The organism is Pseudoalteromonas sp. KS88 (assembly GCF_004766475.1).
In the GTDB taxonomy this organism is placed as follows: domain Bacteria; phylum Pseudomonadota; class Gammaproteobacteria; order Enterobacterales; family Alteromonadaceae; genus Pseudoalteromonas.
The window spans coordinates 91,222-111,847 of sequence record NZ_PYHV01000016.1 but is presented as its reverse complement, the minus strand read 5'-3'; the positions used below and the strand labels follow the sequence as shown (position 1 = coordinate 111,847).

25 protein-coding genes are annotated in these 20,626 nt (G+C 39.4%); 7 read left to right on the top strand and 18 right to left on the bottom strand.

Features of this window, described 5'->3' with window-relative positions:
- Positions 1-38: 38 nt before the first annotated feature.
- Both C7Y70_RS10540 and fadR read right to left on the bottom strand, forming a co-directional pair.
- Positions 39-644 (bottom strand): peroxiredoxin C, encoded by a 606-nt coding sequence (locus C7Y70_RS10540; protein ID WP_058559809.1) that lies wholly within the window; start codon positions 642-644, stop codon positions 39-41.
- A 241-nt stretch (positions 645-885) separates the two neighbouring features.
- On the bottom strand, positions 886-1,599 hold the full coding sequence (fadR, locus tag C7Y70_RS10535) for a fatty acid metabolism transcriptional regulator FadR (protein ID WP_099294414.1): 714 nt from the start codon (positions 1,597-1,599) through the stop codon (positions 886-888).
- 192 nt (positions 1,600-1,791) lie between these two features.
- Here fadR and C7Y70_RS20510 point away from each other — a divergent pair, with 192 nt between their 5' ends.
- The 3 genes from C7Y70_RS20510 (at position 1,792) to C7Y70_RS10525 (ending at position 3,058) form a co-directional block, all read left to right on the top strand.
- Positions 1,792-1,956, top strand: coding sequence for a hypothetical protein (locus C7Y70_RS20510; protein ID WP_167850809.1), 165 nt, complete (start codon positions 1,792-1,794; stop codon positions 1,954-1,956).
- A gap of 278 nt (positions 1,957-2,234) precedes the next feature.
- On the top strand, positions 2,235-2,747 hold the full coding sequence (dsbB, locus tag C7Y70_RS10530; RefSeq protein ID WP_135474900.1) for a disulfide bond formation protein DsbB: 513 nt from the start codon (positions 2,235-2,237) through the stop codon (positions 2,745-2,747).
- Positions 2,747-3,058 carry a DUF6170 family protein gene (locus C7Y70_RS10525; RefSeq protein WP_135474917.1) on the top strand — a complete coding sequence of 104 codons (312 nt, stop codon included), beginning with the start codon at positions 2,747-2,749 and terminating at the stop codon, positions 3,056-3,058. Before dsbB ends, C7Y70_RS10525 begins: the two co-directional genes overlap by 1 nt.
- Before the next feature lie 48 nt (positions 3,059-3,106).
- On the opposite strand, the gene C7Y70_RS10520 is transcribed toward C7Y70_RS10525, so the two are convergent.
- Complete coding sequence (locus tag C7Y70_RS10520) at positions 3,107-3,403, bottom strand: helix-hairpin-helix domain-containing protein (RefSeq protein ID WP_135474899.1); 297 nt, start codon at positions 3,401-3,403, stop codon at positions 3,107-3,109.
- Positions 3,404-3,666: 263 nt separating this feature from the next.
- On the opposite strand from C7Y70_RS10520, the gene C7Y70_RS10515 reads away from it, so the two are divergent.
- Entirely contained in the window at positions 3,667-3,987 is a 321-nt protein-coding gene (locus C7Y70_RS10515; RefSeq protein ID WP_135474898.1) for a YebG family protein, read from the top strand.
- A 62-nt stretch (positions 3,988-4,049) separates the two neighbouring features.
- Here the strand turns inward: C7Y70_RS10515 and putP are convergent, their stop codons facing one another.
- The gene (gene putP / locus C7Y70_RS10510) at positions 4,050-5,528 is read right to left on the bottom strand and encodes a sodium/proline symporter PutP (protein WP_135474897.1); all 1,479 of its coding nucleotides are present in this window, start codon (positions 5,526-5,528) and stop codon (positions 4,050-4,052) included.
- Between the two features lie 365 nt (positions 5,529-5,893).
- Here putP and C7Y70_RS10505 point away from each other — a divergent pair, with 365 nt between their 5' ends.
- Complete coding sequence (locus C7Y70_RS10505; protein WP_135474896.1) at positions 5,894-7,120, top strand: HDOD domain-containing protein; 1,227 nt, start codon at positions 5,894-5,896, stop codon at positions 7,118-7,120.
- 52 nt (positions 7,121-7,172) lie between these two features.
- On the opposite strand, the gene C7Y70_RS10500 is transcribed toward C7Y70_RS10505, so the two are convergent.
- The 10 genes from C7Y70_RS10500 to ccmA are packed head-to-tail and all read right to left on the bottom strand — an operon-like array spanning position 7,173 to position 14,922.
- Entirely contained in the window at positions 7,173-7,904 is a 732-nt protein-coding gene (locus C7Y70_RS10500; RefSeq protein WP_099294398.1) for a VacJ family lipoprotein, read from the bottom strand.
- A gap of 10 nt (positions 7,905-7,914) precedes the next feature.
- Positions 7,915-9,198 (bottom strand): c-type cytochrome biogenesis protein CcmI, encoded by a 1,284-nt coding sequence (gene ccmI, locus C7Y70_RS10495; protein WP_135474895.1) that lies wholly within the window; start codon positions 9,196-9,198, stop codon positions 7,915-7,917.
- The gene (locus C7Y70_RS10490; protein WP_135474894.1) at positions 9,199-9,660 is read right to left on the bottom strand and encodes a cytochrome c-type biogenesis protein; all 462 of its coding nucleotides are present in this window, start codon (positions 9,658-9,660) and stop codon (positions 9,199-9,201) included.
- A complete protein-coding gene (locus C7Y70_RS10485; protein ID WP_135474893.1) occupies positions 9,657-10,229 on the bottom strand; it encodes a redoxin family protein in 573 nt (190 codons plus the stop codon). Before C7Y70_RS10485 ends, C7Y70_RS10490 begins: the two co-directional genes overlap by 4 nt.
- Positions 10,226-12,193, bottom strand: a complete 1,968-nt coding sequence (locus C7Y70_RS10480; RefSeq protein WP_135474892.1) for a heme lyase CcmF/NrfE family subunit — start codon at positions 12,191-12,193, stop codon at positions 10,226-10,228. Before C7Y70_RS10480 ends, C7Y70_RS10485 begins: the two co-directional genes overlap by 4 nt.
- A 1-nt stretch (position 12,194) precedes the next feature.
- Positions 12,195-12,674, bottom strand: a complete 480-nt coding sequence (gene ccmE, locus C7Y70_RS10475; protein WP_099294390.1) for a cytochrome c maturation protein CcmE — start codon at positions 12,672-12,674, stop codon at positions 12,195-12,197.
- Positions 12,671-12,874, bottom strand: coding sequence for a heme exporter protein CcmD (gene ccmD, locus C7Y70_RS10470; protein WP_099294388.1), 204 nt, complete (start codon positions 12,872-12,874; stop codon positions 12,671-12,673). The genes ccmE and ccmD overlap by 4 nt, the downstream gene beginning before the upstream one ends.
- A gap of 2 nt (positions 12,875-12,876) precedes the next feature.
- A complete protein-coding gene (locus tag C7Y70_RS10465; RefSeq protein ID WP_099294386.1) occupies positions 12,877-13,614 on the bottom strand; it encodes a heme ABC transporter permease in 738 nt (245 codons plus the stop codon).
- Between the two features lies 1 nt (position 13,615).
- Complete coding sequence (gene ccmB, locus C7Y70_RS10460) at positions 13,616-14,302, bottom strand: heme exporter protein CcmB (RefSeq protein WP_099294384.1); 687 nt, start codon at positions 14,300-14,302, stop codon at positions 13,616-13,618.
- Positions 14,302-14,922: a cytochrome c biogenesis heme-transporting ATPase CcmA gene (gene ccmA, locus C7Y70_RS10455; RefSeq protein WP_135474891.1), complete on the bottom strand. Its 621-nt coding sequence runs from the start codon at positions 14,920-14,922 to the stop codon at positions 14,302-14,304. Before ccmA ends, ccmB begins: the two co-directional genes overlap by 1 nt.
- A 103-nt stretch (positions 14,923-15,025) precedes the next feature.
- On the opposite strand from ccmA, the gene C7Y70_RS20650 reads away from it, so the two are divergent.
- Both C7Y70_RS20650 and C7Y70_RS10445 read left to right on the top strand, forming a co-directional pair.
- Positions 15,026-17,794, top strand: coding sequence for a flagellar hook-length control protein FliK (locus C7Y70_RS20650; protein WP_245321475.1), 2,769 nt, complete (start codon positions 15,026-15,028; stop codon positions 17,792-17,794).
- A gap of 2 nt (positions 17,795-17,796) precedes the next feature.
- Complete coding sequence (locus tag C7Y70_RS10445; protein ID WP_099294380.1) at positions 17,797-18,102, top strand: EscU/YscU/HrcU family type III secretion system export apparatus switch protein; 306 nt, start codon at positions 17,797-17,799, stop codon at positions 18,100-18,102.
- A gap of 30 nt (positions 18,103-18,132) precedes the next feature.
- Here C7Y70_RS10445 and C7Y70_RS10440 read toward each other — a convergent pair whose 3' ends face one another.
- From C7Y70_RS10440 to C7Y70_RS10425, 4 genes are read right to left on the bottom strand one after another with little or no spacing between them, the layout of a single operon-like run.
- Entirely contained in the window at positions 18,133-18,537 is a 405-nt protein-coding gene (locus tag C7Y70_RS10440; RefSeq protein WP_099296709.1) for a DUF2802 domain-containing protein, read from the bottom strand.
- A 16-nt stretch (positions 18,538-18,553) separates the two neighbouring features.
- The gene (locus C7Y70_RS10435; RefSeq protein ID WP_058559788.1) at positions 18,554-19,051 is read right to left on the bottom strand and encodes a chemotaxis protein CheW; all 498 of its coding nucleotides are present in this window, start codon (positions 19,049-19,051) and stop codon (positions 18,554-18,556) included.
- Positions 19,052-19,070: 19 nt separating this feature from the next.
- The gene (locus tag C7Y70_RS10430) at positions 19,071-19,847 is read right to left on the bottom strand and encodes a CheW domain-containing protein (RefSeq protein ID WP_135474890.1); all 777 of its coding nucleotides are present in this window, start codon (positions 19,845-19,847) and stop codon (positions 19,071-19,073) included.
- A gap of 3 nt (positions 19,848-19,850) precedes the next feature.
- Complete coding sequence (locus C7Y70_RS10425; RefSeq protein WP_099296711.1) at positions 19,851-20,621, bottom strand: ParA family protein; 771 nt, start codon at positions 20,619-20,621, stop codon at positions 19,851-19,853.
- Positions 20,622-20,626 lie beyond the last annotated feature (5 nt).

Genomic DNA, 20,626 nt, shown 5'->3' with positions numbered 1-20,626 from the left:
TAAGCGGGTTTTTTTAATTCTTATAACAAGGGCCTAAATTATAGGTCGCCTTCGTTTTCAGAAAGGAACTTTGCAACGCCTGCAGGGCTTGCATCCATCCCTTTTTTACCTTCAGTCCAACCAGCAGGGCATACTTCACCGTGCTCGCTGTGGAATGCTAATGCATCAACCATACGTAACATTTCATCGATGTTACGGCCAAGTGGTAAATCGTTAACTACTTGGTGACGTACGTTACCTTCTTCGTCGATTAAGAATGAACCACGAAATGCAACGCCAGCTTCTGGATGCTCAACGTCATATGCTTTACAGATTTCGTGCTTAACGTCTGCAACTAGTGCATATTTAACTTCACCGATACCGCCATCTGCAACAGCAGTTTTACGCCATGCGTTGTGCGAGAATTGTGAATCAATTGAAACACCAATTACTTCTACGCCACGCTTTTGGAACTCTTCATAACGCTTGTCAAAAGCAATTAGTTCAGAAGGACATACGAAAGTGAAATCTAGTGGGTAAAAGAAGATAACTGCTTTTTTACCTTTGATTGTTTCGTGAAGATTGTAGCTATCTACGATCTCGCCGTTACCTAGTACTGCTGCAGCGGTAAAGTCTGGTGCCTGGCGGCCTACTAATACACCCATTTTATTCTCCAAATATTTGAGTTTATTTCTAATTGCTTACGCAACGCTTGCTTTAATATGGGATCTAAAAAATAAATACCAAGGGCTAGCATGCATAATTGTCAAAATAGTTTAGAGATAATCAGTTTAAATAGATAATCGGATTTTTCGATTTATTCAATCGGATTTATAGAAGACAGTATTTATGTATTCATTGACATAAAAAAACCTGCAAAGCAGGTTTTTAATAAGTAGAAAATCTCTAATCCATTATATCTTCAGGCATATCGCCACGGATCTTTTGCCAAATTTCACCCGTTTGATGACCATATTTACGCATCATAAAGATAGCGCCATCATGCTCACCTTCTTGTGCTAACTTAGTAAGATCTTTATAGAATTGGCGAGCTAGTTGGCGGGTACCAGGATCTGAAAAATAATGACAGCCTATTTTAGAGTAAAAACCTCTAAACCCATTAAGAATAAGTACATATATGCGATTATTACCCGCAACAGCTAATTCGTGATGGACTTTATAATCGTAATCTGCAAACGCTTGTGCGCTGTCTTCAAGTTCATCGCTTTGTGAAAGAATCTCTATAACACGCTCTGGGGCTAACTTAATCGCAGCACGCGTATAAATTGCGCTAATATTGGTGCGCGCAGAAAGCAGTTGATCAGTAAGCTCTGGCATCTTGTCTTCATCAAGACGCGCGAGTGTTTCAAGAATATTTAAACCAGAGGTTTCCCAAAAATTATTTACACGAGTAGGTTTGCCGTGCTGTATTGTCAGCCAACCGTCACGGGCTAGACGTTGAAGAACTTCACGTAAGGTCGTGCGCGTTACACCGATTAATTCTGATAATTCGCGTTCAGCAGGAAGAATAGAACCAGGCGGAAAATCGCCATTCCAAATTGATTCAACAATGTACTCTTCTGCAAAGCCAGCTGGGCTTTTTGCTTTAAAAATTCTCATTCAATTCCCACTCGAGTTATCACATTACTTCACTTTCAAGATTAACTGACTGATTGTACCAGATGATTAAAAACTAACAAGCAAAGTAATTCCCCTGCGCTATTTTTTTAGATTTTGAATATAATAATGCTAAGAGGAATGTAGACTCAACGCCCCCTAATTGGGGAAAATAAAATAATAAACGGAGTTTATATGTTTAAACATACATCGATCGCACTTGCAATTTCCGCTAGTTTCCTAGTCACTGCCTGCCTTGAAGTAGAAGACAATAATGAACATTATGTTAGTTCTACATTTAATGAGCAAACAGGCACCTATTCAGTTGCGCGTGCGGTAGGCTTAAACAGACTACTTTAGTAGACTTAGATATTGATAACGATGCTATTGATGACTATGTACTGACTTGTCAGCCTAATCAAAATAATGCAATTTTTACCCTGAATTTAGATAATAAAAGCAGTGTTTAAATGTCTACAACCGCTCAGATGGAGACAGATTTATTATCCAGAGTTCTGGTTATTTAGCACATCCCTTTACCAAAATTCGGTTATTTAATTACTCCCTTCAGGTTTACACTTGCACCTTGATTGAATACTGGGTCATAATCTGAGACAAAGATTTAAATTGGAAACACGATGAATTGGTTAGCAAACTTAGCGCAAAAACGCACTCCTTGGGTTTTATTGGCATTAATAGCATTCACATTTGAAGTGACCGCTTTATTTTTTCAATATCAGATGGGCTTAGAGCCATGCATTATGTGTATATATCAACGAACAGCTATGCTCGGGTTATTAATCGCTGGGGTCATTGGGGCTATTAACCCTAATAATATGATTATACGTGTTACTGCTCTTTCAACTTGGGCTGTTGCAAGTATATGGGGATTTTTATTAGCCCGTGAACATATTGATATGCAAACAACCACTGACCCGTTTGCGTTTAGCTGTGAGTTTGAACCTAACTTCCCGCTTCCATTGCATGAGTGGATACCACACTTTTTTGCAGCAACTGGTGACTGTGGCAATATTGATTGGCAATTTTTAGGACTAAGTATGCCGGCATGGATGGAAGTGATCTTCGCTGCATTTACTGTGGTGTTTTTCGCTGTTATATTTAGCCGATTGTTGATCAAAAAGAGTTTATGATGATTGCATTTTTTTCTAGTCAAATTAAGCAGCTTAATCATCTTAAAGTACGTGAGCGGCAAGAGGTAATAGCAATCGCGTTATCAATGCTCTCACCGATACAAAAAATCAATTTACGCATTGTAAAACTGCTACTTTTAACACCTGTTTTTGCATCTCTTGTGTATATTGAAGGCTGGCTAATGCTCGTAGGATTACTTTTAGCAGGGCTTAGCTATCCCTTACTAACGACTCCTGTTGAGATTGCATTTGCAAAAACTTACTTATCTGAAGCTCTAAAACAACATAACAGTTTAAAAGGCGAGAATTAACTCGCCTTCAGCAAGAGTTTCATTCAAAGTGATTTATGAAACTCGTTGCTATAACACAATCTTTCCTTCTAATTTTGCCAATAATTTATTTCCAATCCCTTTAACCTGAGTCAATTCGGTTACTGATTTGAACGCTCCTTGATTCTCTCTATAATCAACTATTGCCTGCGCCTTAGATTTACCAATACCGGGTAAGGTAATCAATTGATCAATATTTGCTTTATTTATATTGATCATTGCAGCTTTGCTTAATTCACTTGCTGTTGCTGATTTAGTATCAACTGCGTAACTAGGGTTGGCTATCGCTAAGCCAAGTAAAATAACTATTAAACTTAAAAACTTCATGTTTATCCTCCATGCTGTCCATACTTGGACTAAATTAATAGTAAACAATATTGACCTCCCTTTTAACTAATCTCAGCTCTTTAAGTAAGATAAAGGTAGGACCTATTAAATAAAGTAAACTGTCATGAATTTGTCAAATGTACCGATAATAAAAAAATTAAAATGTTAACTTGCAAAAATGCACACAAACAATTACTGTACATAAAAACAGTAACCTAATTCAGTGTGTAATATTACACAAAAGTACGTTAGCAGGAGAGATCATGGCTGTTGTTGTTAAATATGTTGTAGAAAGAAGCGGAGTTGAGCGTATGACGTTTACTACTAAAAAAGAAGCTGATGCGTATGACAAAATGCTCGATATAGCAGAGTCATTAGAGGTTATGCTAGAAAAGGTAGACGTTCCTTTAAGCGAACAGCAAATTGAATCTCTTGCTTTAGAAATGGCTAAAAGCAAAGATGGCTTCATTAATGTGCTTAAAGGCGCAAAAGATGTAGTAAGTAAGCCTGCTCAAGCTAAAACAAAGAAAGACACTGATAAAGTTACTGACTTAAAGAGTCCATCTGAAAAAGCAGCCAGTTAAACCAAATATACAATAAAAAAGGAGCTTTTAAGCTCCTTTTTTATTGATTGAATTTCATCTCGTTACAATGACTTTTCAACCTCATCAAACAAATCAGTAATTTCATTGCTTGGTGCTGGTGTTGTTAAACTAACAGCAATAATGGCAATACTTGATAAGATAAAGCCCGGGATGATTTCGTAAACAATACTACTTAACTTTTCACCACCAACCGTGATTGGGGCATAAATCCAAATAAGCACTGTTACAGCACCAACAACCATACCCGCTAAAGCACCAGCAAAGTTCATTCGCTTCCAATAAAGGCTAAATAAAACCAAAGGACCAAAAGCTGCACCAAAACCAGCCCATGCGTTACTCACCAGATCTAAAATTGAGCTATCACGGTCATAGGCTAAGTATATAGCGCACATTGCAACTGCAGCAACGCTGATACGCCCAACGGTAACTAACTCAGTATCACTCGCTTCTTTTCTTAAAAATGTTTTGTAGAAGTCTTCTGTTAACGAACTGGAACTAACGAGCAGTTGCGACGAGATAGTACTCATTATGGCCGCCAAAATAGCTGCTAATAAAAAGCCTGCAATTAATGGGTGAAATAAAAGCTCTGAGAGTATTAAGAATATAGTTTCAGGGTCTTCAACAACAATGTTATTTTCATAGGTATAAGCAGCCCCGAATAAACCAGTACCTACCGCACCAATTGCTGCTGTAATCATCCAAGTCATGCCTATGCGACGTGCAGTGGGCATATCTTTAACACTGCGAACAGACATAAAGCGAACAATAATATGTGGTTGACCAAAATAACCTAAACCCCAAGCCATAGCAGATATAATGCCCAGCGCCGAACCTGCACCAATCCAGTTAAGCATCTGTGGGTTTACACTATTAAGCGTTGACTCTAGCGGCTGTTCTAGCAAAGAATATGCAACTGTTGGTACGAGTATTAACGCAACAAACATAATACAACCTTGCACGAAATCAGTAAGACTCACCGCTAAGAAACCGCCAAACAAAGTATAAAGTACTACTACACCTGTGGTGATATATAAACCCATTTCATAGGATAGGCCAAACGAGCTTTCAAATAACTTGCCACCTGCAACAACACCTGACGATGTATAAAGTGTAAAAAACACAATAATTACCACAGCGGACACGACGCGTAATAAGTTAGATTTATCAGTAAAGCGGTTAGAAAAGTAATCAGGAATAGTAATAGAGTCGTTTGCTTTTTCTGTATAGACTCGTAACCGTGGAGCAACTAATAAATAGTTTAACCATGCCCCTAACACCAAACCAATTGCAATCCAGGTGCTGCTAAAGCCAGTTACAAACATAGCACCAGGCAGTCCCATTAAAATCCAGCCACTCATATCGGATGCACCCGCTGATAATGCAGCTACAGAAGGTGACAAACTGCGCCCTCCTAGCATATACCCCGAAACATCACTAGTAGAGTGTTTATATGCATATAGGCCAATCCCGAGCATAACAATAAAGTATGCAGCTAAAGAAATAATCATTCCTGTTTCCAAATTTGCCTCCATTTGTGAAGTTTTTATCTGGCTTTTAATCCTAATAATGACTCTAGCTTAGATGTATAGAAAAGACATTATTGGTCTAAAAGCCAATTTAGATGATGACTATACCATGGCTAGGGTAAATAACTCTACCTCCAGCTTTTGTCGAATAAGTGACTGAGGTAAAACCTATTTTCATACTCCAAACAGTTTTTGTTCAGATAGATGGCAATAAACTATTATATGCCTTAGGATTAAATAAATATATTTTCAAAAATTCAATGCTTTAGTACTATCATTTAAAATATTGTTAATGCTATTTTTCATTATTTATCTTATATTGCCAATGCTATTGTTTAACTTAATCGGATTTGTTGTTTATGTACTTTTACGCTGCGCGCCAACCAATTTTAGATCGCGATAAAGAACTCATAGGTTATGAGCTGCTTTTCCGTGATGGCGTTGATAATGTTTTTCCAAACATCGATGGTGATGAAGCCACCTCAAGACTCATTGAGGGCAGTCAATTTAACTTTGGTTTAGAAGATTTAACAGACGACAAACCTGCTTACATTAACTTCACACTAGATACCTTACAAAAAGGATACCCAACATTACTAGCTAAAGATCAAATAGTTGTAGAAATACTGGAAACTATACAACCTGGTAAACGCTTGCTAGCAATAGTTAAAGATTTAAAAGAGAAAGGCTACACACTGGCTTTAGATGACTATATTCACCAGCCAGTATGGCGCCACTTTTACCCATACATTGATATTATTAAAATTGACTTTTTAAGCTGCGAACTTGATCAAATAAAGCAAATAATAGAAGAAATTAAACCTTTCCCACAAATTAAACTGCTTGCAGAAAAAGTAGAGACTCATGAAAAATATCAACTCGCTTTAGACCTTGGATTTAGCTATTTTCAAGGCTTCTTTTTTTCAAAGCCAGAAATGGTACAAAGCAAATCACTCCCGCCTTCACAAATCGCGCTAGCTGAACTGCTTTATGAAACGTCGTCAATAGACATAAACCTAAAGAAAATAACTGATGTATTTGAGCGGGATGTCACACTTTCTTACAAGCTATTACGTTACAGTAATTCTGCAGCATTTAAGCGACGCGCTGAAATAAGCACTATTAAGCAAGCGCTTATTGTGCTTGGTGTGCAGGAAATTAAAAAGTTTCTGTCGTTATTATTTGCAGCTCAAGTAGCCGCAAATAAGCCTGCCGAACTCATTCGATTATCACTCACTCGCGCTCGCTTCACTGAGTTATTGGCAATTGAGCACAATAAAGTTAAAGATACTGGCATGGCTTTTCTAACGGGGATGATGTCACTTATGGATGCTATTTTAGACGAAAGTATGCAAAGCGTTATGAAAAAGCTCCCCTTGTCGAATGATATCAAAGACGCACTTGTTGAAAATAAAGGTTTGCTTGCACAATATTTGGAGTTGGTAAAGTTATACGAACAAGCCGATTGGCAAAGCGCAAATACTATTATAGATGAATTGGCTTTAGCAGCTGATAAGGTACCTGATTTTTATCATGAGGCACTTTCATGGGCAAACACGCAAATGAAAGTATTGGGTGATGAATAAAACCTAGCTTTAAAAGTAATAAAAGTGCTGGTTTGAACCAGCACTTTTATAATTAAAGGCTTTCTAAGAAATCCTCATCAAAGTCTTCTGGTTCTTTTTCAATTGGCGGATTACCGTCATGTAGTTCATACAATTGACGTTGAAAGTAAATATCTTTCATAAATATATAAGGGTCGAGTGACTCATTAAGTAGACTCTCTTGAGCAATAAGCGAAGCCCTTGCCTCAACCGCTTTAAGTGCAAAAACCAACACCGTTTGTGGCGTCGTTAAAGTGATCTCAGGTAGAACAAAATTATCAACAACATCACCAGCTAGGTTACGCGTTGTTGATGGCCCCATACCTGGCAACATTAAGTATGCACCATCACCTATCCCCCAAACACCGAGCGTCTGACCAAAATCTTCATCAATGATATTGAGCCCTAATGAACTCGCTACATCAAATAGGCCAAAGATACCCACGGTAGAATTAACTAAAAAGCGTGCAATACTGACCCCGGCATTACCCGGCTTTCCCTGTAGTGTCGCATTGATAACATCCGTTGGTGCAGTTATGTTGTCAGTAAAATTAACGACACTGCGCCTTACCGGAGTCGGTGTGATAGCGACATACCCAACGGCTGTTGGGCGCAAAATATAGGCATCTAACACATCCATGTTAAAATCATAAACAGGGCGGTTAAAAGATTGAAGTGGATCTCGTTCATCAACTTTTTCGTCAGGTACTTGCGCACATCCTGCAACAACTAGTAACCCAATCAATAGTAAACTCTGTCTTAACATCTTTTATCCTTTAAGGAATTAACTCATTTATTAGTAATGTATGTTGCGTTACCTTGGCTCGCTCTAATACGGGGGAACTTCCTTCAAGCTCACCACTTGAAGGCATCACTGAAGCATCTTTTGAGATACGCGCTGTGATAACAATTTCTTGAGAACTTGAAAGAGTCAAACCCTCTACCATCGAATTCAAATCACTAAGTTGCACTTTAAGTGGAAAACTATAGTCGGTGAGCTTAACTACAGCCAACGGCATCGGTGACCCCTTGGCCGCTTTAGCAAATACAAATAAAGTGCCGTTTTCAGGAAGATTATCAACTAATGCAGAATCTAAGTTTACATCAACCGTAATCCCTTCATCACTTGTGGTTGAATTAGTAATATTCTCTAAAGAAGTCGCTGGGTAAATTTGGTTATTTTGCTCAGCCATTTTTTGCTCTATATCACTAATGCGCTGAGCTATCATGGCATAACGGCTGTCTTGAGTATCCATTGTACTGAGGAGCACCTCAAACGCAGATTTAGCTTGTGCCCAATCTTGACGTTCGTACGCAATCAAGGCAAGCAGTGATATAGCATCTACATTAGTCGGTTCGTCTTTTAAAACACGTGATAGCATGCTTGCTGCACGAGTCATATTAGTGTCGCTACCTTGCATTAAAAGCAACTGGCTATAGCTGACCATCACACCTAAATTATCAGGATTAAGACGTAACACTTTATCAAACGACTGCTGTGCCATATCATATTCATTCAGTGACATTGCAACGCGTCCAAGTAGCATCCATGCAACTTGATCATCACCATTTTGAGCAAGCTTAGTTCGTAAACCCAATGCAAAAGCTTGGAGTTCATTTTGTGTCAACGGCTCGCCTTTTTGCATTACTGCGCGCTCACCATATTCAGGCAATTTATCCATCGCGGTATACCAGTCTTGTAACTGTTTTTGCGAGCCTGTTGCCGTATAAAAAATCACCGTCAGTACAATTAAAAATGCACTGCCTGTTAATGCCAATATCGCATTGTTCCCTCGGCTAAATAACGACTTCTCGGGAGAGATCTCATTAAGTAAGCGACGTTTCAACTCAACCACTGACTCATCATAGCCTTGCTGCTCAATACGTTGTTCTTTTAAATCAAGTGCTAACTCTTCTAAACGTTGGTGGTAAATGCCTATCAACTCAGAATTTGCATTATGAGTCACACTTTTTATACGTTCTTTTGTCAAAAAAGGCAAAGCTACAAATACAACAGCTACTAAAGTTAGTAGTACAAAAGAAGCCCACATTAAAATCATTTACTTTTGCTCCTGACGTTGGTTTTGCGCAATTAGTTTTGCCAATAGCTCTTCATCTTGATCGTTCCAGTTTTGTTTTATTGCTGCTTTGCGCTGTCGAATAACAATGAACCCAAATCCAATGATGACGATTAAAATGGGTAATACCCACAATATTAATGTCGCTGGAGTAACAGGTGGCTCGTAGTGAACAAAATAGCCATATCGATCAATCATGTACTCAATGACTTCATCTTTGCTCTTGCCTTCTTTTACCAACACAATGACCTTGTCACGTAAGTCTTTCGCAACCACAGCATCAGAGTCTGCTATGTTTTGGTTCTGGCACTTCGGACAACGTAACTCTTTAGTGAGTTCGCCAAACCGCTTGGCTTGTTCGTCATTTGCAAATACATACCTATCTTGCTCAGCTGTCACTGCAAAGCTAAAAAGTAATACTAAACCAATAAATAAATACTTCATGGCGTTAACTCCTGCATAATAGGTGCAAACTTCGCACGCCAAACTCGTGGATTAATATCGCCAGTATGGTGTAACAAGATTGTCCCACTACTATCGACTAAAAACGTTTCAGGTGCACCTGACACTCCTAAATCAAGTGCTAATGTTCTTTCTAAATCAAGTATATTAAACTGATAAGGGTCCCCTGCCCTGCTAAGCATCGTACTCACTTCATCACGCAATGAGTCCATGTCAAATGGACCATCAAAATCGGAATCGTAGCTTTGCACATAATAAAGACCAATGATCTTTACTCCTTGCTCACGTAGCTGAGTTAAATAGCCCAATTCAGCTAAACATGTTGGGCACCAGGTACCCCACACATTGAGTAGATAGACTTCACCTTCAAGATCTGTTTGCTGCCAACGCTTATCGTCTTGCATTAGATCAGGTAAGTTAAAGCTAGGCATTGCCTGACCAATTCGTCCTGTTTGTAATTCTCGAGGGTTTGCAAAGAGCCCTTGGTACAAAAAAACACAGATTAGTACAAACGCCAATAACGGTAACAATGCTAAAAATTTACGGTTCATAAGGCCTCCGGCTGGCTTTTTGAATCACGTTTTTTGCTGCTACGGTAGCGTTTGTCACCTAAAATCATAAAGCCTGCTAATGAAATAAGTATGCCACCTAGCCACATCCAGCGAACATAAGGCTTATGATAAATGCGTAACGACCAACCACCGTTACTTAGCTGCTCGCCTAAAGCAAGATATAAATCACGAGTAAAGCCAGCATCTATCGCCGCCTCTGTCATAAATTGCATACCAATGTCATATTGACGCTTTTCAGCATATAGCCTTGCCACTTTATCACCGTCTTTAAGTACAGTTACAACACCTGCATGGCCGCTGTAGTTTGGTCCGCGGATGTCTTTAACACCTTCAAATCGATAGTCATATTGATTAAGCGAAACAACCTCTAACGGCTTCATTGACACATCACGCTCTACCGAATACGCCGAGGTTAAAGTCACGCCAGCAATTACAAAAGCAATACCGATATGGCCTAGTACCATTGCCCAGTAACTTACACTTAAACGTTTTAAACCATTTTTTAGGCTGCCATGAACTCGCGTTTTATCAACAATATCAAGCACAGTTGTAAAAACAATCCACACAGCTAAGGTGGTTGCTAACAAGGTTAGGGGGGCTACAACATCGTACCCTAAAAACAGCCAAGTAGAAGTGACCGCGATACTTGCAAGCGCGCACAGTAAAAGTTTATTCTGTAAAAATGCCCATTTGTTTTGTTTCCAACGAAGTAAAGGCCCTATCCCCATTAAAATCGCAAACGGGACAAGTAAAATCGCAAACATTTTGTTAAAAAACGGTTCGCCAATTGAGATACTGCCTAACCCCATCTCTTTGTGAACCATAGGTAATAATGTACCCAGTAAAACAATGAGCGTTGCAACAACTAAGAATATATTGTTTAACCAAAGTGCGACTTCTCGAGAGACAAGTTTATAACGCCCTTCACTTTTCACTTCTGAGACTCGTAATGCATAAAGAGTCAGACCTCCGCCAACTACAATCGCTAAGAATGCAAGAATAAATAAACCACGATCAGGGTCTGTAGCAAATGCATGTACAGAAACAATAATGCCAGAACGTACAATAAAAGTGCCAAGCAAACTAAATGAGAAAGCAGCTATTGCCAATAATACGGTCCATGATTTAAATACACCGCGTTTTTCTGTCACTGACAATGAATGCAATAAGGCTGTCGCAACTAACCATGGCATAAGAGATGCGTTTTCAACTGGATCCCAAAACCACCATCCGCCCCAGCCGAGTTCAGCGTAAGCCCACCAACTACCAATAGTGATACCAAGGGTTAAAAACCCCCATGCAGTCATTGTCCACGGACGTGACCATTTGGCCCACGTGTTATCAAGTTTACCGGTAAGTAGAGCTGCAATAGCAAATGAAAAAGAAACAGATAAACCAACATACCCCATATACAGTAATGGTGGATGAATAATCATGCCAGGGTCTTGCAATAATGGGTTTAAATCTCGCCCTTCAACGGGGTAGTAAGGTAATAAGAGTTCAAACGGGCTCGACATCAACAGTGTGTAGAGCATAAAGCCAACACCTAAAAAACCGAGCACACCCAATACGCGAGCTCTTAATATCCAAGGTAAAGACTGCGAGCGCATTGCTACAACAGCAGTCCAACCTGCTTGCATAACAAGCCATAATAAAATAGCGCCTTCGTGCCCACCCCATGTTGAGGTAATTTTATAATACCAAGGTAACGTACTGCTTGAATGATAGGCCACGTACGCTACGGTAAAGTCATCTGTTAAACTGGCATAAATTAGTGCAGCAAACGAAATTAAAACAAAAGCAAATTGCCCAACGGCCAAAGAAGGTGCAGCGCGCATTAAACGCAAGTTACCTGTATGCGCGCCCCACAAAGGAAAAATACACAATAAAACACTTAGCACCATGGCCAGTGTTAATGAAAAATAACCAATCTCAGGAATCATATTAATTGCCACTATCTAAGTTATATTTAGGTTTTTCGTGCTTAATTCCTTTTACAGCCTCTGCAACTTCAGCTGGCATATACTCTTCATCATGCTTAGCTAAAACCTCAAACGCCTCAATTACATCAGGCTCTATCAGCACGCCTTGTGCAACAATCCCCTGCCCTTCACGAAATAAATCAGGCAAAATACCTTGGTAACGAATAGTCACAATAGGCCCTGTGTCTATTAGCTTAAAGCTTACTTCTAAACTGCTTTCGTCACGCACAACAGACCCAGGTACAACCATCCCACCAATACGCAGTTTCTGGCCGATGAAAGGCTTCTCAAGGTTTGGCCCTTTACCTTCAATAAGCTCGCTTGGCGTGTAGAATAAATTGATATTTTCTTGCAGAGCATACAAAACTAAGCCCACTACTGCACCTAGTCCAAATATGACGGAGGTAACAGCAAGCAGGCGTTTTTTACGTCTTGGGTTCATGATTTTTGCTCCTGTTTGGCTTGCTTAATTCGCTGTTCGCGGTCAGCTTGTTGCTTAACAGATGCCAAAATACGTTTGGTATCATTTAATGAACTCAATAAAATACCGAGTAGAATAAGTGCGCATGTTCCAAAAGATAACCAAACGTAAAAGCCATACCCACCCATGGCTATAAAATCAGAAAAAGAATCAAACTGCATAACTAACCCCTTTTAATCAACTGACGAACCCAAGGACGATGCTTTTCACGTTGTAAAATTTCATTTTTAAGGCGAATTAATGTCACTGTGCCAACAAATGCTGCGAAAGCAACGATATTGACCATTAATGGCCAAAACATACTTGGGTCAATCGCTTCGGTATTAAACTTTGTGATAGATGCGCCTTGATGCAAGGTGTTCCACCACTCAACAGAGAAATGAATGATTGGTAGATTAATCACTCCAACAATAGCAAGAATAGAGGCCGCTCGACCCGCGGCTTTCTTATCTTCAAAGGCATGATATAAAGACAACACACCTAGGTATAAAAATAGTAAAATCAATTCAGAAGTTAAACGAGCGTCCCATACCCACCAAGCACCCCACATAGGTTTACCCCATGCTGCACCTGTGATCAACGCAATTGCAGTGGCACATGCACCCACAGGTGCAATCGCAATAACAGCAAGTTCAGCATTTCTTAACTGCCAAACCAAAGCAACAATTGCCGCTATGGCCATTGATGAATAGGCGCCCATAGATAAAATAGCTGAGGGAACATGAATAAAAATAATGCGATAGCTGTCTTTTTGCTGGTAGTCTGCTGGCGCATATGCCAACCCCCAAACCCAACCAACAACCATGCACACAACCGTAATAACGGCAAAATAGGGCAGTAACGTATTGCATAATTGATATGCACGATCTGCTTTAGCGTAGGGATGTAACCACTTCCACATATTAACTTACACTCACTTTTAATGCTGACGATATGGCGATTGGTGCGCTCATAACAGCGACGACGAGCATCGCACCAAGGATGGCAAGCTGCCCGCTATAATCCAGTGACATTGAACTGGTATCTATAGCGGACGTTGCAAAAATTAAAACTGGGATATACAAAGGCAAAACAAGTAAGCTCATTAAGATGCCGCCTTTTTGTAAGCCCACAGTAAGACCGGCGCCAATAGCACCAATAAAACTTAATAAGGGCGTACCCAATAAAAGAGTAAATACGGTTGCAACCAATGATTGGCTGTCTAAATTTAACAACAACGCAAATAAAGGGGTCATTAATACTAAGGGTAAGCCAGTGATAACCCAGTGCGCGCATACCTTAGCCAAAACCGTTAAAGGCAAAGGATATGACGACGCTATTAACTGCTCTAAGCTGCCATCATGAAAGTCATCACGAAAAATTTTATCTAACCCAAGCATGGTTGATAATAATGCGGCAACCCAAATTATACCCGGCGCCATTCGAGCTAGTAGTCCTGGTTCTGGACCTATTGCTAATGGAAATAATGTGATCACAATTAAAAAGAATAATAACGGATTCACTATTTCTGCACGCTGACGGAATGCCAGTTGTAGATCTTTTTTACAAACAGCTGTAAATAATTGTAAGTAAGAATGTTTACGTAGCATCAGTGACGGTACTCCAAAGTAACCGTTTGTAAATCATTAAAGTGAGTAGTTAAATCTTGGTGGGTGGTTAATAAAATAGCCCCGCCATTTTCCAAATGACTGGTAAACCTATCTTGTAAGAACGCAACTCCAGATTTATCGAGCGCAGTAAAGGGTTCATCAAGAATCCACAATTTTGCATCGTTTAGCCAAAGTCTAAGCAGTGCTACACGACGCTGCTGGCCAGCAGACAATGTTCGCACAGGCACATCTTCTAGCCCCACTAAGCCAATATTTGCCAGTAACGGATACAAGTCTTGATCATTGTTATAGCCTTGTATCTGTAACCAAAAGCGTACATTTTCTAAAGCCGTGAGCTGAGCGTTTACACCTGTTTTGTGGCCTATAAATAATAACTCACGGGCAAACTCATCATAGCTTTTTGTTATAGAGTTTTCTCGCCAAAAAATATCACCTTCATCTGGGGAAGCAAAACCCGCAATAATGCGCAATAATGATGTTTTACCAGCCCCATTTGGGCCAGCTAGCTGCATAATTTGTCCCGATTTCAAACTGAAATTAAGATCCTCAAACAAGCAGCGGTCTTGTTTGATGCAAGTAACGGACTTAATGTGTAGCAAGATGACGATTCTCTATACCCAAAATTAGGCGTTAGTCTACCATAATGATAGGGTAATACGAATAACGCAATGAAACCGATTAGTGAAAAATTGATTTAAAATAATGAATGAACCAACGCAAATATCTTTAGCTAACTCATTGACTGTAAAACAGTCAACAACCGATGCTGCTCAGCAAAACATTGACTTAAATGGGCAAACATTAAACGCTAAAAACATCGTGTTCGCTAAAGGTTCGTTGCAAATGGATATAATGGTAAATGATCACTGGCAAACCTTGCGTTTAGTAACAACCCAATCGCCAGCAAATGCACAAAAAATTCCTTCTGCTGAGGTTCAATTAAGTGCTGATGGTAAGCAACTCACTATTTTACCAACACAAATATCCTTGGCGCTTAATCAAGTTAAGCAACTACAGAATTTACTGAATTTTATTAGTTCCGGCAGTCAATTAGTCAATAAACCATTAACCACTACCGTTGTTACACATCCAACTGCAAAATTACAGCTCCCACAATTAAACGCAAGTTTGCCAATAAATAAGGAAGTAGCAAGCGTTTTACAAGGTGAACAACCGATTCAAGCAATCATCAATAGCGACCATAAAGGTACTAAGCTCACAGTTTTAAATAGATTTGCTGACAACTTACATCAACAACCTATTAGCCAAAACAAATTAGCGACTTGGCTTGCAAAGTTAACGCCTAACGGACAAATAAAGGCCATTAATAATGCTGTGGAATTGATTATACCGCAGCAAAAAAGCGCATTTAACGTGCCCGTTAAAACTGAACAAATACAACAATTGAATTCAACTTTACAGGCTGTAAAAATAACAGCGGTAAATGATAAGCTGCAGCTAAAAACTAATAACCCACAGGTTATAGTAACGTTGAAAAACTCATTAACTAATACATTTAATAGCTTACTTAAGGCACAGTCGGCAAAACTAAGCGCGCAACCACACACATCCCAACAGCCAATTGTTAGTCCTCTACTTAATGCTAGTAGCCCAATAAAATCTTGGATCCAAAGCAGTTTTTCGGACTTTAAAACACGTATATATGATGCTGTACGTTATTTTGAACAAAAACCTTTTAGCAAATCAGACCCCCTTATAAATAGCGCAGTTCAAAACACAAAATCAATAAATAAAACGGTAAATACTGTTCAAGCTACGCAACCAATACAGAGTCTAATTCCACAATCACTTACGCGTATAAACTTAGCGGCACTTGCAAACTCACATCCTTCGCCCTTTAAAGCTGATATCAGTAGTGGTACTGCACTACCAAAGCATTTTCATACCTCGCCACCTTTAGTACAGTTTTTTCAACAAATAAAAGCAGGTTTAAGCGCGCTGACTACATTGCCATTGAACCGCCACGCAGCAGAGCATGGCCTTTTAGTCAATCAACAACAAAATCAAACGAATACACAGAATAAAACAACATCAACACAAGCCACTTCAGCGAAAATTGTTAAGCAGACTGAAATAACGGTAGATACTGGGTTAACAAAAGAAGCAAAAATAATAAGCAAAAATACCGACACAGTCGCTTCTTCCCAATCTTTTGTAAATAAAAGTCCCACTGTGAAAGTTGAAAAGAATAAAAATCTAACACCTCCTGTATTGCCAGCCAAAGCTAAAAACTTAGCATCTGATTTAAGTAAAAGTGCAAAAGAAATAAAACTTGATGTCATTCAACTGGCTACAAAAATGCAGCAACAATCTACCCCGAACACCGCTTCACCTAAAGCTGCGTCATTTACAGTGCCTGCAAACGTTGATACTGCCAAAGCGATATTAGAAGCTAGCCATAACAAAGCTCAACAGCTTAATAATACCAATCCACCAGGGTTAGATACTAAACCAATTAATTTTGCTAGTATAAAAGCCCCCTTGAGTGCACCGATTGTTAGCAGTCAAGTAAGCCAACCTATTGAGGCAAAACTACTTGCGCCCTTACTGAACATTCCAAAAGATGTTTACAAACCGGAAAATGCTTTAATAAATGAGAGTAAACTACCTTTAGACAGGACATCTTTAACCCAAAAAATAGAACAACTTGCACAATCTAAAATTTCTGAAAATGCAGACCTTAATCGGTTAGTTAATCAAGCTTTTAACCGAATGATTAGCAGTCAAACTATTCAACCTCAAACCGTTCAGCGTGAGGTATTAAGCATTATATCGCCTAACAGCCTTTCTGCGCCTGCATATCAAAATAGTTTCAGTCAAGCTGTTGAAAATTTGAGTGTTGCTATCTTGGCCGGCCCTATTCTTAACACATCAAGTATTGGCAATTTCAATGGCCAAACTTCACTTGATGCTCTTTTGCAAGTATTAGTACCTAGTTTTAAAGCCGTTAATAGTGAAAAGCTTCAGGAGCAACTGCTCCAAGCAAGCAGCCAAGCATTGGCCAGTGAATTGAGTCAAATAAAAACAACAGTGAGTCAAGTAACCAGCACGCCCGTTAATCAACAAACAGATAGTAATGCTTTTGTACAATTTTTCTTACCAATGAGGTTGCCACCTGAGGCTTCACAGACTGAAATATCACTCGGAAAATATAAAAAACCGAGCAATGAAAAGCCTGAAGGTAAAGATGTATGGTTTGTACGATTAAATTTTGATTATGCAGAGCTTGGTCAGTTGCAAATAACTGCCGAGTTAATGGATAAAGCACTGGATTGTAAATTGCTTGCATCCAGTCAAGAGGTAACAGCGATAGCGCACCCTCACCTTGAAAGCTTACGCCACAAACTATCTGCACATGGGTTACAGGTAGGAGAACTTAATTTAAGTCAGGGTGCTGCAAAACACCAAGCATTTTACCAATCTCATGCCATTATTAATATTAAGGTTTGAATATGAGTGATATCGAGCAAAAATCAGCAATTGGATTATTATATGAAGCCGGCAAAGCGCCGACCGTTAGTAGTAAAGGGTTTGGCGAACTAGCTGAAGAAATAATTGCCGCCGCTGAAAAAAAGGGAATTTTGATACATCAGGACAAATCGCTCGCTAAAACCCTTTCTCATTTAGAGCTGGGTGAGGAGATCCCGAAAGAGCTTTATTATGTTATTGCAGAACTGATTGCTTTTTCATACGTTCTAAGAGGCAAGTTTCCACCTGGCTGGCAAGATTTTCAAGGAAAGTTAGATATAAAAGCGTAAACTTATTAGACCTTTTCAATACAAAAGGCGCTAACTAGCGCCTTTTTGTTGATGCAGTGATATAAGTAACTCGGCTTCCGCACGCGGTAATTCACACTCACGGATGATCTCTTCTATATCAGCTCCAAGCTCTACCATTTTTACTGCTCGTGAGTAGATTTTAGCATCTGGGTCGTCATATTTTTGCGCATCTTGTTGCTGTGCTAGTTCTTGACTCTTTTGCTCGGCATCAACCAAACGCTTGCCAATACTAAGCATTCCAGCGCGCATTTCAGCGACTTCACTACGTAAAATACTATTTTGTTGTAATGCATTAGCCAATTGCTTCTGGTTTGCTTGCTCAGAAGCCATTAACCGTTTATTTAAAATATATAAGAATACAAAGCACACTAATATTAAAAAAAGTGCGCTACACACTAAAGAGAGTAACAGCATAGTTTATCCGTAAGCATTAGATATTGCTTAACTCATCCCACTCTTCATCATTTAGTAATTTATTCAAATCAACCAAAATTAATAACTCGCCATCGCGGTTACTGACACCTTGAATAAACTTAGCACTTTCTTCTGTGCCAATGTTTGGTGCACTGTCAATTTCAGAACTACGTAAATATACAACTTCAGCCACACTATCGGCTAAAATACCGATTACTTGCTCTTCTGCTTCAATTATAAGAACACGAGAATTATCAGTTGCTTCAGCAGACATTAAACCAAAACGTGCACGCGTATCGATAACTGTTACAACATTACCACGTAAGTTAATTATACCAAGTACATAACTAGGGGCACCTGGAACTGGGGCTATTTCGGTATAACGCAATATCTCTTGTACTTGCATCACGTTCACACCGTAGGTCTCTGATTCAAGTTTAAACGTTACCCATTGCAATACCTCGTCATTGCTATCGGCATTCTTACTACTTGACACTAATCTTTCTTCGCTCATGCTATTACTCCGATTATCGTTACTGCTCACGGCTATCTAAGCCATGCTCCAGCAATTGATTTAAATACTCTACATCAATTAGGGCACACATTTTTTCTTTAATCACGCCTGCTAACCATGGACGTTTACCGCTATTAGTCCGCCATTTTACGTCTTCAGAGCGCAGGGTAATATTATTTACTAATTTTTCAGCTAATAATCCCCATTGACTATCACCTAAGGTAATTAAGTATTGATAGTCTAGTTTCTCTTCAAGCTCTTGGGTATATTTTTCTGGCATTACCCATCGTGCTGTATCAACCACATTTAAGTTTTCATCACGATTAAGCATTACACCTTTAAACCACTTAGGTTTTCCAAAAAGCTGAGTAACCTCACCTAACTGATGAATACCACCAAGTGCTTTTAATGGCACCGCTAACGTAAGCCCTGCCACTTCAAAAAATAGTGCCTGAAACTCGCCATCAAAATAATCTTCTTGGCGTTGAACAGGCGTTTTTCCAACCGCTTCATTTATCGCTAGCTCTGTTTCAGCTATATCTTTGATATTAGCTTGAATTTGTGGTTTCTCAAGCTTTGATGTTTGCTCAGCCTGTAAAATAGGCTCTTCTAAAGCATCAGGCTGCATTATTGCTTGAGTAGTGGTTTTGGGTGTTAACTCTTTTTCAGTTGCTGATGGTTTAACTTGCTCAAGTAATTTTGCCACTGGCTCAAGTGCTGAAGAGTCTTCATCGCACAGTAAAGCGTCCAAATATTGGGTCATTACTTTTTCATTAGCAAACAACTGCTTACTCATCAATTAACCTTGTTCAATCAAATAATCTAATAACGCACGATAAGCAAAAACGCCCCGCGAACGAGGACAAAATTGAATAGGCACTTGTTGCGCAAGGCTAGCATCTCGAAACTTTGTATCGACGGGAATTACCCCCGGCCAAACTTTATCTTTGTATGTCTGTTGAAGGGTTTTATATGCCTCCAAAGATGCATTCGTGCGCTTATCATACATAGTAGGGATAATGGTATATTGATACTGCTTTGATTGCGAGCTTTGCATTAATTCCATCGTGCGCATCATTCGATCTAACCCCTTTAGAGCGAGAAACTCAGTTTGTACTGGCACTAATATCCGCTCACTGGCAGCCAGTGCATTAACCATTAGCACGCCTAACACAGGTGGACAATCTAAAATAGCGTAATCGTAATGATCGCTAATTTTAAGTAATGCTTTTTTTAGAATAAGCCCCATGCCCGTTTTATTACCCATGCTACGGTCGAGTGTTGCGATAGCCATAGTTGCAGGTAATATATCAAGGTTAGCGATATTTGAAGGACATAAAGCTTGTAAGATCTCTTCGCTTTGCATTGTATTACCACGCGCAAAGATATCATAAACGCTAACTTCTAGATCTTCAGAATCGATGCCAAAATAATAGGTCAAAGAAGCATGAGGGTCAGTATCAATCAGCAATACCCGCTTCCCTTGCAACGCCAAAATGCCTGCAAGGCTAACTGCTGTTGTTGTCTTGCCAACACCGCCCTTTTGATTTGCTACTGTCCAAACTTTCACATTAC